This is a genomic window from Citrobacter sp. CK194, from assembly GCF_030333395.1.
Taxonomy (GTDB): domain Bacteria; phylum Pseudomonadota; class Gammaproteobacteria; order Enterobacterales; family Enterobacteriaceae; genus Citrobacter_B; species Citrobacter_B koseri.
On the sequence record NZ_JAOWGA010000019.1, the window covers coordinates 130,831 to 148,694 of the forward strand.

The 17,864-nt window shown below is 57.7% G+C and carries 17 protein-coding genes; 15 read left to right on the forward strand and 2 right to left on the reverse strand.

The features are described from left to right. The first annotated feature begins 21 nt into the window (after nt 1-21). Both nudK and OGX80_RS16785 read left to right on the forward strand, forming a co-directional pair. Nucleotides 22-597 (forward strand): GDP-mannose pyrophosphatase NudK, encoded by a 576-nt coding sequence (nudK, locus tag OGX80_RS16780; RefSeq protein WP_049009707.1) that lies wholly within the window; start codon nt 22-24, stop codon nt 595-597. 126 nt (nt 598-723) lie between these two features. Further along, nucleotides 724-1,767, forward strand: a complete 1,044-nt coding sequence (locus OGX80_RS16785) for a DUF1176 domain-containing protein (RefSeq protein ID WP_047462103.1) — start codon at nt 724-726, stop codon at nt 1,765-1,767. 102 nt (nt 1,768-1,869) lie between these two features. On the opposite strand, the gene tkt is transcribed toward OGX80_RS16785, so the two are convergent. Next, on the reverse strand, nt 1,870-3,864 hold the full coding sequence (gene tkt / locus OGX80_RS16790; RefSeq protein ID WP_012131322.1) for a transketolase: 1,995 nt from the start codon (nt 3,862-3,864) through the stop codon (nt 1,870-1,872). 20 nt (nt 3,865-3,884) lie between these two features. Beyond that, entirely contained in the window at nt 3,885-4,835 is a 951-nt protein-coding gene (gene tal / locus OGX80_RS16795; protein WP_115181299.1) for a transaldolase, read from the reverse strand. A gap of 278 nt (nt 4,836-5,113) precedes the next feature. On the opposite strand from tal, the gene maeB reads away from it, so the two are divergent. From maeB to eutA, 13 genes are all read left to right on the forward strand, one after another. Further along, nucleotides 5,114-7,393, forward strand: coding sequence for an NADP-dependent oxaloacetate-decarboxylating malate dehydrogenase (maeB, locus tag OGX80_RS16800; RefSeq protein WP_012131325.1), 2,280 nt, complete (start codon nt 5,114-5,116; stop codon nt 7,391-7,393). 159 nt (nt 7,394-7,552) lie between these two features. Next, nucleotides 7,553-7,888 (forward strand): ethanolamine utilization microcompartment protein EutS, encoded by a 336-nt coding sequence (gene eutS / locus OGX80_RS16805; RefSeq protein WP_047462111.1) that lies wholly within the window; start codon nt 7,553-7,555, stop codon nt 7,886-7,888. A gap of 13 nt (nt 7,889-7,901) precedes the next feature. After that, nucleotides 7,902-8,381, forward strand: a complete 480-nt coding sequence (gene eutP / locus OGX80_RS16810; protein ID WP_012131327.1) for an ethanolamine utilization acetate kinase EutP — start codon at nt 7,902-7,904, stop codon at nt 8,379-8,381. Then, the gene (gene eutQ, locus OGX80_RS16815) at nt 8,359-9,048 is read left to right on the forward strand and encodes an ethanolamine utilization acetate kinase EutQ (RefSeq protein ID WP_012131328.1); all 690 of its coding nucleotides are present in this window, start codon (nt 8,359-8,361) and stop codon (nt 9,046-9,048) included. Before eutP ends, eutQ begins: the two co-directional genes overlap by 23 nt. A 9-nt stretch (nt 9,049-9,057) precedes the next feature. Beyond that, on the forward strand, nt 9,058-9,861 hold the full coding sequence (eutT, locus tag OGX80_RS16820) for an ethanolamine utilization cob(I)yrinic acid a,c-diamide adenosyltransferase EutT (protein ID WP_012131329.1): 804 nt from the start codon (nt 9,058-9,060) through the stop codon (nt 9,859-9,861). Continuing rightward, the gene (gene pta, locus OGX80_RS16825) at nt 9,858-10,874 is read left to right on the forward strand and encodes a phosphate acetyltransferase (RefSeq protein WP_115181300.1); all 1,017 of its coding nucleotides are present in this window, start codon (nt 9,858-9,860) and stop codon (nt 10,872-10,874) included. The genes eutT and pta overlap by 4 nt, the downstream gene beginning before the upstream one ends. A gap of 39 nt (nt 10,875-10,913) precedes the next feature. After that, nucleotides 10,914-11,204 (forward strand): ethanolamine utilization microcompartment protein EutM, encoded by a 291-nt coding sequence (gene eutM / locus OGX80_RS16830; protein WP_000387720.1) that lies wholly within the window; start codon nt 10,914-10,916, stop codon nt 11,202-11,204. A 144-nt stretch (nt 11,205-11,348) separates the two neighbouring features. After that, nucleotides 11,349-11,636: an ethanolamine utilization microcompartment protein EutN gene (eutN, locus tag OGX80_RS16835; RefSeq protein WP_024130131.1), complete on the forward strand. Its 288-nt coding sequence runs from the start codon at nt 11,349-11,351 to the stop codon at nt 11,634-11,636. A gap of 11 nt (nt 11,637-11,647) precedes the next feature. Further along, the gene (locus OGX80_RS16840) at nt 11,648-13,051 is read left to right on the forward strand and encodes an aldehyde dehydrogenase family protein (protein WP_047462117.1); all 1,404 of its coding nucleotides are present in this window, start codon (nt 11,648-11,650) and stop codon (nt 13,049-13,051) included. A gap of 36 nt (nt 13,052-13,087) precedes the next feature. Further along, entirely contained in the window at nt 13,088-13,927 is an 840-nt protein-coding gene (eutJ, locus tag OGX80_RS16845; RefSeq protein WP_012131333.1) for an ethanolamine utilization protein EutJ, read from the forward strand. Then, nucleotides 13,917-15,104, forward strand: a complete 1,188-nt coding sequence (gene eutG, locus OGX80_RS16850) for an ethanolamine utilization ethanol dehydrogenase EutG (RefSeq protein WP_012131334.1) — start codon at nt 13,917-13,919, stop codon at nt 15,102-15,104. The genes eutJ and eutG overlap by 11 nt, the downstream gene beginning before the upstream one ends. Before the next feature lie 123 nt (nt 15,105-15,227). Then, on the forward strand, nt 15,228-16,454 hold the full coding sequence (eutH, locus tag OGX80_RS16855; protein ID WP_047462122.1) for an ethanolamine utilization protein EutH: 1,227 nt from the start codon (nt 15,228-15,230) through the stop codon (nt 16,452-16,454). Beyond that, nucleotides 16,451-17,854, forward strand: a complete 1,404-nt coding sequence (gene eutA, locus OGX80_RS16860) for an ethanolamine ammonia-lyase reactivating factor EutA (RefSeq protein ID WP_047462125.1) — start codon at nt 16,451-16,453, stop codon at nt 17,852-17,854. The genes eutH and eutA overlap by 4 nt, the downstream gene beginning before the upstream one ends. Nucleotides 17,855-17,864 lie beyond the last annotated feature (10 nt).

Here is a 17,864-nt window from a genome sequence, read left to right on the forward strand (position 1 = left end):
TTCTTATGCTGTGGAGCCGGTATGTCGCAAAAAATTACTCTCATCAAAGACAAAGTTCTCTCTGATAACTACTTTATCCTGCGCAATATTACCTACGATCTGACCCGTAAAAATGGCGATGTGATTCGCCATAAGCGCGAGGTTTACGATCGCGGCAATGGCGCAACGATCCTGCTGTATAACCGTGAAAAGCAGACCGTGGTGCTCATCCGCCAGTTTCGCGTTGCCACCTGGGTGAACGGCAATGAAAGCGGCCAGTTGATAGAAACCTGCGCCGGGCTGCTGGATAACGACGAGCCGGAAGCGTGCATTCGCAAAGAAGCGATTGAAGAGACCGGCTATGAAGTGGGTGAGGTGCGTAAACTGTTTGAGTTATACATGTCGCCTGGCGGCGTGACGGAACTGATTCACTTCTTCATTGCAGAATACAGCGACAGCCAGCGGGCAAACGCAGGCGGCGGTGTGGAAGATGAAGATATTGAGGTACTGGAACTGCCATTAACACAGGCGCTGGCGATGATCAAAACCGGTGAGATACGAGACGGTAAGACCGTGTTATTGCTCAATTATTTGCATTCTTCCTCGCTAATGGATTGATAAATAAGGTTTATATTTCTTTACATAATGATGCCGCTATCCGACAAATCTGATTGAGCCACAGGAGTCGCGCAAGGAAGATACCGCCTAAAGCCGTTTCGTTTTTCTTCTGGGGTTGTACCGTCCATGCGCAATCGCGTTATTTTCGTTTTCCTGCTCGGCCTGCTGCCGACGTCGCTGACGTGGGCGGCGCCAGCGCAGCAGACTTTTTCTGACTGGCAGGTCACCTGTAACAATCAGAATTTTTGCGTGGCGCGTAATACCGGCGAACATCGCGGGCTGGTGATGACGTTAAGCCGCAGCGCCGGGGCGCATACCGATGCGGTACTTCGCATTGATTTGGGGGGGCTGACCTCGCCCGGTGCGAAAGAGGCGGAGATTGCGCCGCGTCTGCTGCTGGATGAAAAACCGCTGCCGCTAAATGCCGGGCAATGGCGCATCACGCCCTGGCATCTGATGACGGACGACACCGCCACCATTGCTGCGTTTTTACAGACCATTCAGGAAGCCCAGGCGATTACCCTGAAAAAGGGAAAACAGACGATTTCTCTGGTGGGGCTTAAAGCTGCGCTGTTGTTTATCGACGCACAGCAAAAACGCGTTGGCAGCGAAACGGCGTGGATTGATAAAGGGAATGATCCGCCGCTCAGCGTGCCGCCCGCGCCAGCGCTGAAAGGCGTGGCTATCGTCAACCCAACGCCGACGCCGCTCTCTTATGATGAACGCAACGATCTGCTGGATTACGGTAACTGGCGGATGAACAGTATTCACTGCTCGCTTGACCCGATGCGCCGGGAAGTGCGCGTCGCGGCCCTGACCGATGACAAAGCCCTGCTGATGATCGGTTGCGAAGCCGGAGCCTATAATACGGTCGATCTCGCGTGGATTGTCTCACGCAAAAAACCATTCGCCTCCCGCGCCGTACGGTTGCGTTTGCCCTTTAACTCCGGGGCTGAAAGCAATGATATGGAGCTGATGAACGCGGTTTTTGACGAGAAATCCCGGGAATTAATCACGCTGGCAAAAGGGCGTGGGTTGGCCGATTGCGGTATCCAGACGCGCTGGCGTTTTGACGGCCAGCGTTTTCGTTTGGTGCGTTATGCCGAAGAGCCAAGCTGCGATAACTGGCATGGGCCAGATGCCTGGCCCACGTTGTGGATCACACGTTAGGGGCGCCCGGTGGCGCTAACGCTTACCGGGCCTACGGCCCATTTTGTAGGCCGGATAAGACGCATCGCGTCGCCATCCGGCTTCCGACCCACTCATCCATTTTTACGCTTTAAGCACCTTATGCGCTTTTTCGACGATATTCTCGACCGTAAAGCCGAAATAAGGGAACAGTTTTTCGGCCGGGGCCGATTCGCCATATCCCGTCATCCCGACAATCGCGCCTTTCAGCCCGACATATTTGTACCAGTAGTCGGCAATGCCTGCCTCAATCGCCACGCGAGCGGCAACGTTCGACGGCAGCACGGATTCGCGATACGCCTCATCCTGAGCATCAAAAATATCCGTCGAAGGCAGGGACACCACCCGGACGTTATGACCTTCTCCGGTCAGCTTTTCCGCCGCCAGCAGGGTGATTTCCATTTCAGACCCGGTGGCAATCAGGATCACATCCGGCTTACCGCCGCTGTCTTTCAGCACATAACCACCACGGGCGATCTCCTTCACCTGCTCCGGGGTACGCTCCACCTGCGCCAGATTCTGCCTTGAGAGAATCAGCGCCGTCGGGCCGGTATGGCGCTCAACCGCCAGCTTCCAGCCGACTGCCGCCTCAACCTGATCGCACGGACGCCAGGTGCTGAAATTCGGCGTCAGACGCAGGCTGGCCAGTTGCTCCACGGCCTGGTGCGTCGGCCCATCTTCACCCAGCCCGATGGAGTCGTGGGTATAAACCATGATCTGCCGGGCTTTCATCAACGCCGCCATTCGCGCCGCGTTACGGGCGTATTCCACAAACATCAGGAAGGTCGCGGTGTAAGGCACAAATCCGCCGTGGTGGGCAATGCCGTTGGCAATGGCCGTCATACCAAATTCGCGCACGCCGTAGTGAATGTAATTCCCGGCCGGATCTTCTTTCAGCGACGTCGAACCTTTCCAGATAGTCAGGTTACTGGGCGCGAGATCCGCCGAGCCGCCGAGCAGTTCCGGTAGTATTGGGCCGTAGGCGTTCAGCGTATTTTGCGATGCCTTGCGGGTGGCGATTTTGGCCGGGTTGGCCTGCAATTCAGCAATGTATTTTCGCGTCGTGGTTTCCCAGGACTCTGGCAACTCGCCGCGCATTCGTCGGGTAAACGCTCTTGCCAGATCGGGATATGCTTTCTGATACGCCGCGAACTTCTCCTGCCATGCCTGCTGCGCTTTTTCCCCTTTTTCACGCGCATCCCAGGCACGGTAAATCTCTTTCGGGATCTCAAAAGCAGGGTGATGCCAGCCCAGTTTCTGGCGGGTCAGCGCCACTTCTTCTTCTCCCAGCGCCGCGCCGTGAGACTCCTCTTTCCCGGCTTTATTCGGTGAGCCGAAGCCGATTACCGTCCGGCAAATAATCAACGACGGTTTGTCTTTCACACTCTGCGCTTCAAGAATCGCTTTCTTCACGGCTTCGGGATCGTGTCCGTCGATCTCATGCACCACATGCCAGTGATACGCTTCGAACCGTTTGGCGGTATCGTCGGTAAACCAGCCTTCGGTTTCGCCATCAATTGAGATGCCGTTGTGATCGTAGAAGCCGATTAGCTTGCCCAGCCCCAGCGTACCCGCCAGCGAGCAGACTTCGTGCGAAATCCCCTCCATCAGGCAGCCATCGCCCATAAAGACATACGTGTAGTGATCGACGATGTCATGATCGGGCTGATTAAACTGCGCGGCCAGCGTGCGTTCGGCAATCGCCAGACCGACGGCGTTCGCCAGTCCCTGACCTAATGGCCCGGTGGTGGTTTCAACGCCTGGCGTATAGCCGATTTCCGGGTGCCCCGGCGTTTTTGAATGGAGCTGACGGAAGTTTTTCAGCTCCTCGATTGGCAGATCGTAGCCGGTCAGGTGCAGCAGGCTGTAGAGCAGCATTGACGCGTGGCCGTTGGAAAGAATAAAGCGATCGCGGTCATACCAGGTGGGGTCGGTTGGGTTGTGGCGGAGAAAATCATTCCACAGCACTTCAGCAATATCCGCCATGCCCATCGGCGCGCCGGGATGACCGGAATTGGCTTTTTGTACGGCATCCATACTGAGCGCACGAATGGCATTGGCAAGGTCTTTTCGGGACATAAATCACTCCGTGGCAAGGTTTACAGTTTGGCGGCGAGCAGGTCTTCCAGTTTGCGTTGGTCAACGGCGAACAGGCGGATACCTTCCGACAGTTTCTCAACGGCCATCGCGTCCTGATTATGTTCCCAGCGGAATTCCGCTTCGGTCATCGGGGTCGGGCGATGGAACGTCTGCGATGACGGCACCAGTTTGCGGATCACCGGCTCTTCTTTTTCTTGTAGCGCTTTCAGTAGGTTGGGAGAAATGGTCAGGCGGTCGCAGCCTGTCAGCGCCAGGATTTGCTCGGTGCGACGGAAACTGGCCCCCATGACGATGGTTTCGTAGCGGTGACGTTTGAAGTAGTCATAGATATTACGTACCGATTTCACCCCCGGATCTTCTTCCACGACGTAGGGGTCCATCGGGCTGTGCGCCTGATACCAGTCATAGATACGCCCGACAAACGGCGAAACCAGAAAAACGCCCGCTTCCGCGCAGGCGCGCGCCTGTGCAAAAGAGAACAGCAGCGTCAGGTTACAGTTGATGCCTTCTTTCTCCAGCCCTTCCGCCGCCCGTATCCCTTCCCAGGTTGACGCGAGCTTAATTAAAATGCGCGATTTTTCCACGCCCTGCTGCTGGTAGAGGTCAACCAGGTGGCGGGCCTTCTGCATACTTTTTTCTTTATCGAAGGATAAGCGCGCGTCCACTTCCGTAGAGACCCGTCCGGGGACGATTTTCAGAATTTCCGCACCGAAATTGACGGCCAGTTTATCGCTGGCCTCGGCGACCTGTTGCTCCTGGGTTTTACCGCGTTTCTTGCCCCAGGCGATCGCGTCATCAATCAAATGGCTGTATTGCGCAAGGCCAGCCGCTTTTAGCAGCAGCGAGGGATTGGTGGTGGCGTCCTGAGGCTGATAATGGCGAATGGATTCGATATCGCCGCTGTCTGCCACGACAGTGGTGAATTGTTTGATGCCGTCTAACTGGTTCATAGGAAATACTCCTTGAAAAGTAAAGCGTTAGGTGAGTGCGTTGATTCACACTTCTGAGAAATTCATGCAGTACACAACAAAAAAGCATAGCAGACAGGCATGGTAATGCGGGTTTAAGCGGGTAACATGGATGCTATAAATTGATAACAAATTCTTTCTTTGAGTAGTGAGAGTATGGCTACCTTCAAAGTTTATGCCGCGCAGGGAGGTGATAATGTGCGGCGCACCAGAGGTTACCCGCGCCACTTTTTTGATCGATACGTGAAAGGAACAACAAGATGGATGACCAATTAAAACAAAGCGCCCTCGATTTCCACGAATTTCCCGTTCCAGGTAAAATCCAGGTTTCCCCGACCAAGCCCCTTGCCACACAGCGCGATCTGGCGCTGGCCTATTCGCCAGGCGTAGCGGCGCCGTGTCTTGAAATTGAAAAAGACCCGCTGGCGGCTTACAAATACACCGCTCGCGGCAATCTGGTCGCGGTGGTCTCTAACGGAACGGCGGTACTCGGCCTGGGCAACATCGGCGCGCTGGCCGGTAAACCGGTAATGGAAGGTAAGGGCGTTCTGTTTAAGAAATTCGCGGGTATCGACGTGTTTGATATTGAAGTCGACGAACATAACCCGGATAAATTCATTGATGTCGTTGCCGCGCTGGAGCCGACGTTCGGCGGGATTAACCTCGAAGATATTAAAGCGCCTGAATGTTTCTATATCGAGCAGAAACTGCGTGAGCGCATGAATATTCCGGTATTCCATGATGACCAGCACGGAACGGCGATTATCAGCACCGCCGCGATTCTTAACGGCCTGCGCGTGGTGGAAAAAAATATCTCTGACGTGCGGATGGTGGTTTCCGGTGCAGGGGCGGCGGCAATCGCCTGTATGAACCTGCTGGTGGCGTTGGGGATGCAGAAACACAATATCGTGGTCTGTGACTCGAAAGGCGTTATCTATAAAGATCGCGAACCCAACATGGTGGAGACCAAAGCGGCCTATGCGGTGGTGGATGACGGCAAACGCACGCTGGATGACGTGATTGACGGGGCGGACATTTTCCTGGGCTGTTCCGGCCCGAAAGTGCTGACCCAGGAGATGGTGAAAAAAATGGCGCGTGCGCCGATGATCCTGGCGCTGGCGAACCCGGAGCCGGAAATTCTGCCGCCGCTGGCGAAAGAAGTGCGTTCAGACGCCATCATTTGTACCGGACGTTCCGACTATCCGAACCAGGTCAACAACGTGCTCTGCTTCCCGTTCATCTTCCGTGGCGCGCTGGATGTCGGCGCAACCGCGATCAACGAAGAGATGAAACTGGCGGCGGTACACGCCATTGCCGAACTGGCGCACGCCGAACAAAGTGAAGTGGTCGCTTCCGCCTATGGCGATCAAGATTTGAGCTTCGGCCCGGAATACATCATTCCAAAACCGTTCGACCCGCGCCTGATTGTGAAGATTGCGCCTGCCGTGGCGAAAGCGGCGATGGACTCCGGCGTGGCGACGCGGCCGATCGCTGATTTCGATGCCTACATCGATAAGCTGACCGAATTTGTCTACAAAACCAACCTGTTCATGAAGCCAATTTTCTCTCTGGCCCGTAAAGCGCCGAAGCGCGTAGTGCTGGCGGAAGGGGAAGAGGCGCGTGTCCTGCATGCGACGCAGGAGCTGATTACGTTAGGTCTGGCGAAACCGATCCTGATTGGTCGCCCGAGCGTGATCGAAATGCGTATTCAGAAGCTGGGGCTACAGATCAAATCGGGTGTGGATTTCGAGATCGTTAACAATGAATCCGATCCGCGCTTCAAAGAGTACTGGGGTGAATACTATAAGATCATGAAACGCCGTGGCGTGACGCAGGAACAGGCGCAGCGGGCGGTGATCAGCAATACCACGGTGATTGGCGCGATCATGGTTCTGCGCGGTGAAGCGGATGCGATGATCTGCGGCACCATCGGCGAATACCACGAACACTTCAGCGTGGTGCAGGAACTGTTTGGCTACCGTGAGGGCGTCCACGCGGCGGGGGCGATGAACGCCTTGCTGTTGCCGAGCGGCAACACCTTTATCGCCGACACCTATGTCAATGACGATCCGACGCCGGAGCAACTGGCGGAAATTACGTTAATGGCTGCGGAAACGGTGCGCCGCTTTGGTATTGAGCCGAAGGTGGCGCTGTTGTCGCACTCCAACTTTGGTTCGTCTAAGTCGGTCGCTGCTTGCAAAATGCGTCAGACGCTGGAGTTAGTACGCGAACGCGCGCCTGAGCTGATGATCGACGGCGAAATGCACGGTGATGCCGCGCTGGTCGAAAGCATTCGCAACGACAGAATGCCGGACAGCCCGCTGAAAGGAGCGGCGAATATTTTAATTATGCCTAACGTGGAGGCCGCGCGTATTAGTTACAACTTACTGCGTGTCTCCAGCTCGGAAGGCGTGACGGTAGGGCCGGTATTGATGGGCGTTGCCAAACCGGTGCATGTATTAACGCCGATCGCTTCTGTTCGCCGTATCGTTAATATGGTGGCGCTGGCGGTGGTCGAAGCGCAAACACAGCCACTGTAATTTCACTTTAATTCATTCCGGCGCGGGGTTCCCCGCGCTTTTTTATTTCCTCCTTTCTTAGTGATCTACTTCACCTTTTAAATCTGCTTGCCGAATTTTGTTATTTACTCTGACAAAAAATTGCCACGATGAGGTCAGTTTCAGCGGAGGCGGTGAGCAATGGATAAAGAACGCATTATTCAGGAATTTGTGCCGGGGAAACAGGTCACGCTGGCGCATCTGATTGCCCACCCGGGTGAAGAACTGGCGAAAAAGATCGGCGTTCCCGAAGCGGGCGCCATCGGCATCATGACGCTAACGCCAGGGGAAACGGCGATGATCGCGGGCGATTTAGCCATGAAAGCCGCCGATGTTCATATCGGTTTTCTCGATAGATTCAGCGGCGCGCTGGTGATTTATGGCTCCGTTGGCGCCGTCGAAGAAGCCTTATTGCAAACGGTCAACGGGCTGGGACGCTTATTAAATTTCACGTTGTGCGAATTAACAAAAAGTTAATTGGGGGGCGGCAATGAAACGTATTGCGTTTGTCGGCACCGTTGGCGCGGGGAAAACAACGCTTTTTAACGCCTTGCAGGGAAATTATTCCCTCGCCCGAAAAACACAAGCCGTGGAATTTAATGACAACGGCGATATCGATACGCCGGGAGAATATTTTAGCCATCCTCGCTGGTATCACGCCTTAATTACCACGCTACAGGATGTGGATACGCTGATTTATGTACATGCGGCAAATGACCGCGAAAGTCGCTTACCCGCCGGGTTATTGGATATTGGCGCCAGTAAACGACACATCGCCGTCATCAGCAAAACGGACATGCCGGATGCCGACGTCGCCGCCGCGCGACAGCTACTGAGCGGGTTGGGATTTCAGGAGCCGATTTTCGAGCTCAACAGCCATGACCCGCAAAGTGTGCAGCACCTGGTGGATTATCTGGCAGCACTCACCGAACAGGAGGAAGGCGCAGGTGAAGAAACTCATCACAGCTAACGATATTCGTGCGGCTCACGCACGCGGCGAACAGGAAATGTCGGTTGTTCTGCGCGCCAGCATCATTACCCCGGAAGCCCGCGAAGTTGCGGAACTGCTGGACTTCACGATCGTGGAATGCGACGAATCGGCACCGGCTGTCGCGCCGGTGGAAGACGCGAAAACCGAAAGTCAGCGCATTCGTGAAACCATCATCGCGCAACTGCCGGAAGGGCAATTTACCGAAAGCCTGGTCGCGCAGCTGATGGACAAAGTGATGAAGGAAAAACAGTCGCTGGAGCAGGCTGACATGCAGCCGGGCTTTAAGTCGGTCACCGGCAAGGGCGGCGTAAAAGTGATCGACGGCAGCAGCGTGAAGTTTGGTCGCTTCGACGGCGCGCAGCCCCACTGCGTCGGCTTAACGGATTTGGTCACCGACAAGGACGGCAGCAGCATGGCCGCCGGGTTCATGCAGTGGGATAACGCGTTTTTCCCGTGGACGCTGAACTACGACGAGATCGATATGGTACTGGAGGGCGAACTGCATGTGCGTCATGAAGGCGAAACCATGATCGCGAAAGCCGGGGACGTGATGTTTATCCCGAAAGGCTCCAGCATTGAGTTTGGCACACCGTCGACCGTGCGCTTCTTATACGTTGCCTGGCCTGCGAACTGGCAGTCCTGCTAAGGCGGATGTATGAAGGATTTCATTACCGAAGCATGGCTCAGAGCGAATCATACGCTCAGCGAAGGGGCGGAGATCCATCTTCCCGCTGACGCTCGCCTGACGCCATCTGCCCGGGAATTGCTGGAAAGTCGCCATTTGCGCATCAAGTTTCTGGATGAGCAAGGCCGTCTTTTTGTCGATGACGATGAGCAGCAATTACAGCCGGTGCACGGTTTGACCAGCAGCGATACGCACCCTAAGGCGTGCTGCGAACTGTGTCGCCAGCCGGTGGCGAAAAAGCCCGATACGCTGACCCACCTGACCGCCGACAAAATGGTTGCGAAAAGCGATCCGCGCCTGGGATTTCGCGCCGCGCTGGACAGCACCATCGCGCTGGTGGTGTGGCTGCAAATTGAGTTGCCGGAGCAGTGGCAGCCCTGGCTTGCCGACATTCGTTCCCGCCTGGGCAACATCATGCGTGCCGATGCGATGGATGAACCGCTGGCCGCGCAGGCCATTGTGGGGCTAAACGAAGACGAATTGCATCGTCTGTCCCATCAGCCGCTGCGCTATCTCGATCACGATCATCTGGTGCCGGAAGCCAGCCACGGCCGCGATGCCGCGCTGCTGAATCTGCTGCGTACCAAAGTGCGTGAGACGGAAGTCGTGGCCGCTCAGGTCTTTATCACCCGCAATTTTGACGTGCTGCGCCCGGATCTTCTACAGGCGTTGAACCGCCTCTCCAGTACGGTCTACGTGATGATGATTTTGTGCGTGACGAAGCATCCGCTCACCGTCAGCCAGATTCAACAGCGACTGGGAGGGGAGCAATGATCATTGAACGTTGCCGCGAACAGGCCTTACGCGCGCCCGCCAGGGTGGTCTTCCCGGATGCGCTGGATGTCCGTGTCCTGAAGGCGGCGCACTATCTGCAACGGCATGGTCTGGCGCGACCGGTTCTTGTCACCAGCCCGTTTGCGCTACGCCAGTTTGCGCTCACTCACCATATCGCGATGGATGGCATTCAGGTGATTGACCCACAGAGCAATCTGTCTATGCGTGAGGTGTTCGCCGGGCGCTGGCTGGCGCGGGCGGGAGAGAAAACACCGCCGGATGCGCTGGAAAAACTGAACGATCCGCTGATGTTCGCCGCCGCGATGGTGAGCGCAGGTCATGCCGATGTGTGCATTGCCGGCAACCTCTCTTCGACAGCGAACGTGCTGCGGGCAGGGCTACGCCTGATCGGTTTGCAGCCGGGCTGCAAAACGCTGTCGTCGATCTTCCTGATGCTGCCGCAGTACACCGGGCAGGCGCTGGGATTCGCCGATTGCAGCGTGGTGCCGCAACCCACGGCGGCGCAACTGGCGGATATCGCCATCGCCAGCGCGCAGACCTGGCGAACCATTACCGGAGAGGTGCCTCGGGTCGCCATGCTGTCGTTCTCCAGTCATGGCAGCGCGCGTCACCCCAATGTCGCCAATGTGCAGCAGGCGACAGAGATCGTTCGCGAGCGCGCGCCGGATTTGATTGTTGACGGCGAGTTACAGTTCGACGCCGCTTTTGTCCCGGACGTCGCCGCGCAAAAAGCGCCCGCCAGTCCGTTACAGGGCAAAGCCAATGTGATGGTCTTTCCGTCACTGGAAGCGGGCAACATTGGCTACAAAATCGCCCAGCGTCTGGGAGGATATCGCGCCGTTGGGCCGCTGATTCAGGGGCTTGCCGCACCGCTTCACGATCTCTCCCGAGGCTGTAGCGTACAGGAAATTATCGAACTGGCGTTGGTGGCAGCAGTGCCGCGCCAGACTGACGTGAGTCGTGAACACGACTCGCAAACACTGGTTGTATAAAGGTCCCGTCTGGACCCCCTTACCGAAGAGGAAAACACAATGGAAGCATTAGGAATGATTGAAACCCGGGGCCTGGTTGCACTGATTGAGGCCTCTGATGCGATGGTTAAAGCAGCACGCGTGAAACTGGTTGGCGTGAAGCAGATTGGCGGCGGTCTGGTCACCGCGATGGTGCGTGGCGATGTGGCAGCGTGCAAAGCCGCTACTGATGCCGGCGCCGCAGCGGCGCAGCGCATTGGCGAACTGGTTTCCGTACACGTCATTCCGCGCCCGCACGGCGATCTGGAAGAGGTGTTCCCGATCAGCTTCAAAGGTGACAGCAATATCTAAGCTGGATGGCTACGTCTGATCGTGTAGGCCGGAGAAGACGCGAACGCGTCGCCATCCGGCAATGAGATGGCATCGATGCCGGATGGCGCCTCGCTTATCCGGCCTACAGTTTCGGCACGCAACACACAACACATGGAGGCGGGTATGAAGCTGGCAGTCGTCACAGGACAAATTGTTTGTACGGTGCGCCATGAAGGACTCGCGCATGACAAATTGCTGATGGTGAAAATGATTGATGCCGAAGGGAATCCCGACGGGCAGTGCGCCGTTGCAATCGACAGCATTGGGGCGGGAACCGGGGAGTGGGTGCTGCTGGTTAGCGGCAGTTCTGCCCGCCAGGCGCATCGGAGCGAATCCTCACCTGTCGATCTGTGCGTGATTGGTATTGTCGATGAAGTGGTGGCTGGCGGGAAAGTCGTTTTCCATAAATAGGACTGAACATCATGAATCAACAGGATATTGAACAGGTGGTAAAAGCGGTATTGCTGAAAATGAAAGACAGCAGTCAACCTGCCGCCGCCGTTCATGAAATGGGCGTCTTTGCCTCCCTGGATGACGCCGTTGCCGCAGCGAAAGTGGCTCAGCAGGGGCTGAAGAGCGTGGCCATGCGCCAGCTCGCTATTCATGCGATACGTGAGGCGGGTGAAAAGCACGCCAGAGAACTGGCGGAACTTGCCGTGTCAGAAACCGGCATGGGACGCGTCGAAGATAAATTAGCGAAAAACGTGGCGCAGGCGCGCGGTACGCCGGGCGTGGAATGCCTCTCGCCGCAGGTACTGACCGGCGATAACGGTCTGACCTTAATTGAAAATGCGCCGTGGGGGGTTGTGGCGTCGGTCACGCCGTCCACCAATCCGGCGGCAACCGTGATTAACAACGCCATTAGCCTGATTGCCGCAGGCAACAGCGTGATCTTTGCGCCGCATCCGGCGGCGAAAAAGGTTTCTCAGCGCGCCATTACGCTGCTTAACCAGGCGGTTGTTGCCGCAGGCGGCCCGGCTAACCTGCTGGTGACCGTTGCGAACCCGGATATCGAAACCGCCCAGCGCCTCTTTAAATATCCCGGTATCGGCCTGCTGGTGGTGACCGGCGGCGAAGCGGTCGTTGAGGCCGCGCGTAAACACACCAACAAACGTCTGATTGCCGCAGGCGCCGGGAACCCGCCGGTGGTGGTGGATGAAACCGCTGACCTGGCGCGTGCCGCGCAGTCCATCGTCAAAGGCGCATCCTTCGATAACAACATCATTTGCGCCGACGAGAAGGTGCTGATTGTTGTCGATAGCGTTGCCGATGAACTGATGCGCCTGATGGAAGGGCAGCATGCGGTGAAACTCACCGCCGCACAGGCCGAACAGCTTCAGCCGGTATTGCTGAAAAATATCGACGAGCGTGGCAAAGGAACGGTCAGCCGCGACTGGGTTGGGCGTGACGCCGCCAAAATCGCCGCCGCGATTGGGCTGACGGTGCCGGAGCAAACGCGCTTGCTGTTTGTGGAAACGCCTGCCACGCACCCGTTCGCGGTCACGGAACTGATGATGCCGGTACTGCCGGTGGTGCGGGTTGCCAACGTAGAAGAGGCCATTGAACTGGCGGTCACGCTGGAAGGCGGTTGCCACCATACGGCGGCGATGCACTCGCGCAACATCGACAACATGAACCGGATGGCAAACGCCATTGATACCAGCATCTTCGTCAAGAACGGGCCGTGTATCGCCGGGCTGGGTCTGGGCGGCGAAGGCTGGACCACCATGACCATTACTACGCCAACCGGGGAAGGGGTGACCAGCGCGCGCACCTTCGTGCGTCTGCGTCGCTGCGTGTTGGTGGATGCGTTTCGCATTGTCTGATTCCGGCCCAGCAGACTGTCTATAAGGAGAAAAGAGATGGCGCACGATGAACAACGTTGGCTGACGCCGAGACTCCAGAAAGCCGCTGAGCTATGTAATCAGCATCCCGTCGCCAGCGATTCGCCGCTGTGGCTGGGTATTGATTTAGGGACGTGCGATGTGGTGTCGATGGTTGTCGACCGCGACGCGCAGCCAGTCGCCGTTTGTCTGGACTGGGCTGACGTCGTGCGTGACGGCATCGTCTGGGACTTCTTCGGCGCCGTCACCATCGTGCGTCGCCATCTCGACACGCTCGAACGCCAGCTTGGCTGCCAGTTCACCCACGCGGCGACCTCATTTCCGCCAGGCACCGACCCGCGTATCTCCATCAATGTTCTGGAATCCGCCGGGCTGGAGGTCAGCCATGTGCTGGATGAGCCGACCGCCGTGGCGGATCTGCTGCGACTGGATAACGCGGGCGTGGTGGATATCGGCGGCGGTACGACGGGGATCGCCATTGTGAAGCAGGGCAAGGTGACTTACTCCGCTGATGAAGCGACCGGCGGACACCATATTTCCCTGACGCTGGCCGGAAACCGCCGCATCGAACTGGAAGACGCTGAGCAGTTCAAGCGCAGCAACGCCCGGGAGATTTGGCCGGTGGTAAAACCGGTGTACGAAAAGATGGCGGAGATTGTTGCCCGGCATATCGAAGGGCAAGGTATAGCCGATCTGTGGCTGGCGGGCGGCTCCTGTATGCAACCGGGCGTGGATGAACTATTCCGTAAACGTTTCCCGGAACTGCGGGTGCATTTACCTGAACACAGCCTGTTTATGACGCCGCTGGCGATTGCCAACAGCGGGAAAGAAAAAGCGGAGGGGATCTATGCAAAGTGAATTGCAGACCGCGCTCTTTCAGGCATTCGATACCCTGAATCTGCAACGGATAAAAACGTTCAGCGTTCCGCCCGTCACGCTGTGCGGCCTGGGGGCGCTTAGCGCCTGCGGGCAGGAAGCGCAAACGCGCGGGCTGACGCATCTGTTTGTCATGGTTGACAGTTTTCTGCATCAGGCAGGGATGACCGCCGGGCTTGAACGGAGTCTGGCGATGAAAGGCGTGGCGATGAGCATCTGGCCCTGCCCGGTGGGAGAACCTTCCATCACTGACGTTTGCGCGGCGGTCGCGCAGCTGCGCGAATCAAAATGTGACGGCGTGGTGGCGTTTGGCGGCGGCTCGGTGCTGGATGCGGCAAAAGCCGTAGCGCTGCTCTTTACCAACCCAGGGCAGACGCTGGCGGATATGACGGCGCAGAGCGTACTGCGCCCGCGTCTGCCGCTGATTGCCGTGCCGACGACGGCGGGGACGGGGTCGGAAACCACCAACGTGACGGTGATTATTGATGCGGTAAGCGGGCGCAAGCAGGTTCTGGCGCATGCCTCGCTGATGCCGGACGTCGCCATTCTGGATGCGGCGCTGACGGAAGGGGTGCCTTCTCACGTAACGGCGATGACCGGGATTGACGCGCTGACCCATGCGGTTGAGGCGTATAGCGCTCTGAATGCCACGCCGTTTACCGACAGCCTGGCGATTGGCGCTATTGCGATGATCGGCAAGTCGCTGCCGAAAGCGGTGGGGAACGGGCATGACATGGCGGCGCGGGAAAACATGCTGCTGGCGTCCTGCATGGCGGGGATGGCCTTTTCCAGCGCGGGGCTGGGGCTGTGTCATGCGATGGCGCACCAGCCGGGCGCGACGCTGCATATTCCGCATGGCCAGGCGAACAGTATGTTGCTGCCGACGGTGATGGGATTTAACCGCATGGTGTGTCGCGAACGGTTCAGCCATATCGGCCGGGCGTTGCTCAACAAGAAAGCGGACGATCGCGACGCGATCGGCGCAGTTAGCGAACTGATTATTGAAACCGGGCTGACAAAACGCCTCGCCGATGTTGGCGCGACGTCCGCGCATTACAGCGCGTGGGCGCAAGGCGCGCTGGAGGACATTTGTATTCGCAGTAACCCACGAACCGCCACACAGGAACAGATTATCGACCTGTACGCGGCGGCACAATAAAGCATACCAGGATGTAGGCCCGATAAGGCGTTCGCGCCGCCATCCGGCAAAAACGCGGCACTATTGCCTGATGGCGCTGCGCTTATCAGGCCTACGAAACACCTGGCAAATGGAGATAGGGCTATGGGAATTAACGAAATCATCATGTACATCATGATGTTCTTTATGCTGATTGCCGCCGTGGACAGGATCCTGTCGCAGTTTGGCGGTTCGGCGCGTTTTCTCGGTAAATTCGGTAAGAGCATCGAGGGGTCGGGCGGTCAGTTTGAAGAAGGTTTTATGGCGATGGGCGCGCTGGGGCTGGCGATGGTCGGTATGACCGCCCTGGCGCCGGTGCTGGCGAAGCTGCTCGGGCCGGTGATTATCCCGCTGTATGAAATGCTCGGCGCGAACCCGTCGATGTTCGCCGGAACGCTGCTGGCCTGCGATATGGGCGGTTTCTTCCTCGCCAAAGAACTGGCGGGCGGCGATGTGGCGGCATGGCTGTACTCCGGTCTGATCCTGGGAGCGATGATGGGGCCGACGATCGTCTTCTCCATTCCGGTGGCGCTCGGCATTATCGAGCCGTCTGACCGCCGCTACCTGGCGCTGGGCGTGCTGGCGGGAATTGTTACCATTCCCATTGGCTGTATCGCCGGTGGTTTAGTGGCGATGTACTCCGGCGTGGAGATCAACGGGCAACCGGTGGAGTTCACCTTCGCGCTGATCCTGATGAACATGATCCCGGTGATCATCGTTGCGGTGCTGGTTGCGCTGGGGCTGAAATTTATCCCGGAGAAAATGATCAGCGGTTTCCAGATCTTCGCTAAATTCCTGGTGGCGTTGATCACCATTGGTTTGGCGGCTGCGGTGATTAAATTCCTGCTGGGATGGGAGCTGATCCCAGGCCTCGACCCGATCTTCATGTCCCCTGGCGACCAGCCTGGCGAAGTGATGCGCGCCATTGAAGTGATCGGCTCCATCTCCTGCGTTCTGCTCGGCGCCTATCCGATGGTGCTTCTGCTGACCCGCTGGTTTGAAAAACCGCTGATGCGCGTTGGCGGCCTGTTAAAAATCAACAATATGGCGGCAGGCGGCATGGTCGCGACGCTGGCGAACAATATTCCGATGTTCGGCATGATGAAACAGATGGATACCCGCGGCAAAGTGATCAACTGCGCCTTCGCGGTCTCCGCTGCCTTTGCGCTGGGCGACCACTTAGGCTTTGCGGCCGCCAACATGAACGCGATGATCTTCCCGATGATTGTCGGCAAGCTGATCGGCGGCGTGACGGCGATTGGCGTGGCGATGATGCTGGTGCCCAAAGATGAAGATGTTCCGGCAGAAACGGAAGTGGAGGCGCAGTCGTGAACACTCGCCAGCTACTGAGCGTCGGTATCGATATCGGCACCACCACCACTCAGGTGATCTTCTCACGCCTTGAGCTGGTTAACCGTGCGGCAGTGTCGCAGGTGCCGCGCTACGAATTTATCAAACGTGAAATTAGCTGGCAAAGCCCGGTCTTTTTTACCCCTGTGGATAAGCAGGGCGGGTTGAAAGAGGCCGAACTTAAGGCGCTGATTCTGGCTCAGTACCAGGCGGCGGGGATTGCGCCGGAGACGGTGGATTCCGGGGCGATCATCATTACCGGCGAAAGCGCGAAAACCCGCAATGCGCGTCCGGCAGTGATGGCGCTGTCGCAGTCTCTCGGCGATTTTGTCGTCGCCAGCGCCGGGCCGCATCTGGAATCGGTGATTGCCGGGCACGGCGCGGGGGCGCAGACCCTGTCTGAACAGCGTTTGTGCCGCGTGCTCAACATCGACATCGGCGGCGGCACTTCGAACTATGTTCTGTTTGACGCCGGAAAAGTGAGCGGCTCCGCCTGTCTGAACGTGGGCGGCAGATTGCTGGAAACGGACGGTCAGGGGCGGGTGGTGCATGCGCATAAACCGGGGCAGATGATCGTTGAGGCGGTGTTCGGCGCGGGCACTGACGCCCGCTCGCTCAATGCCACGCAGCTGGCGCAGGTTGTGCGGCGGATGGCGGATTTGATTGTCGAAATTATTGACGGCGAGCCTTCGCCGCTGGCGCAGGCGCTGATGCAAACCGGATTACTGCCCGCAGGGGTGAAACCGGAGGTGATCACCCTTTCCGGCGGAGTCGGGGAGTGCTACCGCAATCAGCCTGCCGATCCGTTCTGCTTTTCTGATGTCGGCCCGCTGCTGGCGACGGCGCTGCATGAGCACCCGCGCCTGCGTGAGATGAACGTGCAGTTTCCGACGCAAACCGTGCGCGCCACGGTGATTGGCGCGGGGGCGCACACGCTGTCGCTGTCCGGCAGCACCATCTGGCTGGAGGGGGTGGCGCTTCCGCTGCGCAACCTGCCGGTGGCGATTCCACAAGATGAAAGTGAACTGGTGGCCGCCTGGGAACAGGCGCTGACTCAGCTCGATCTCGACCCTGGCACTGACGCATACGTGCTGGCGCTTCCCGCCCGGCTTCCGGTGCGCTACGCGGCATTACTCACGGTCATCGACGCGCTGCTGGCGTTTACCGCGCGTTTTCCCAATCCGCATCCCCTGCTGGTGGTGGCCGAGCAGGACTTTGGCAAAGCCCTGGGCATGTTATTGCGCCCACAGTTACAGCAACACCCGCTGGCGGTCATTGACGAAGTGAGCGTCCGGGCGGGGGACTATATCGACATTGGTACGCCTCTTTTTGGCGGATCGGTTGTGCCGGTGACGGTGAAATCACTCGCATTTCCTTCCTGAGGGAACGACT

Coding starts and splice junctions, on each gene's coding strand:
- nudK (WP_049009707.1), top strand. CDS start 22: ATGTCGCAAAAAATTACTCTCATCAAAGACAAAGTTCTCTCTGATAAC.
- OGX80_RS16785 (WP_047462103.1), top strand. CDS start 724: ATGCGCAATCGCGTTATTTTCGTTTTCCTGCTCGGCCTGCTGCCGACG.
- tkt (WP_012131322.1), bottom strand. CDS start 3,864: ATGTCCCGAAAAGACCTTGCCAATGCCATTCGTGCGCTCAGTATGGAT.
- tal (WP_115181299.1), bottom strand. CDS start 4,835: ATGAACCAGTTAGACGGCATCAAACAATTCACCACTGTCGTGGCAGAC.
- maeB (WP_012131325.1), top strand. CDS start 5,114: ATGGATGACCAATTAAAACAAAGCGCCCTCGATTTCCACGAATTTCCC.
- eutS (WP_047462111.1), top strand. CDS start 7,553: ATGGATAAAGAACGCATTATTCAGGAATTTGTGCCGGGGAAACAGGTC.
- eutP (WP_012131327.1), top strand. CDS start 7,902: ATGAAACGTATTGCGTTTGTCGGCACCGTTGGCGCGGGGAAAACAACG.
- eutT (WP_012131329.1), top strand. CDS start 9,058: ATGAAGGATTTCATTACCGAAGCATGGCTCAGAGCGAATCATACGCTC.
- pta (WP_115181300.1), top strand. CDS start 9,858: ATGATCATTGAACGTTGCCGCGAACAGGCCTTACGCGCGCCCGCCAGG.
- eutM (WP_000387720.1), top strand. CDS start 10,914: ATGGAAGCATTAGGAATGATTGAAACCCGGGGCCTGGTTGCACTGATT.
- eutN (WP_024130131.1), top strand. CDS start 11,349: ATGAAGCTGGCAGTCGTCACAGGACAAATTGTTTGTACGGTGCGCCAT.
- OGX80_RS16840 (WP_047462117.1), top strand. CDS start 11,648: ATGAATCAACAGGATATTGAACAGGTGGTAAAAGCGGTATTGCTGAAA.
- eutJ (WP_012131333.1), top strand. CDS start 13,088: ATGGCGCACGATGAACAACGTTGGCTGACGCCGAGACTCCAGAAAGCC.
- eutG (WP_012131334.1), top strand. CDS start 13,917: ATGCAAAGTGAATTGCAGACCGCGCTCTTTCAGGCATTCGATACCCTG.
- eutH (WP_047462122.1), top strand. CDS start 15,228: ATGGGAATTAACGAAATCATCATGTACATCATGATGTTCTTTATGCTG.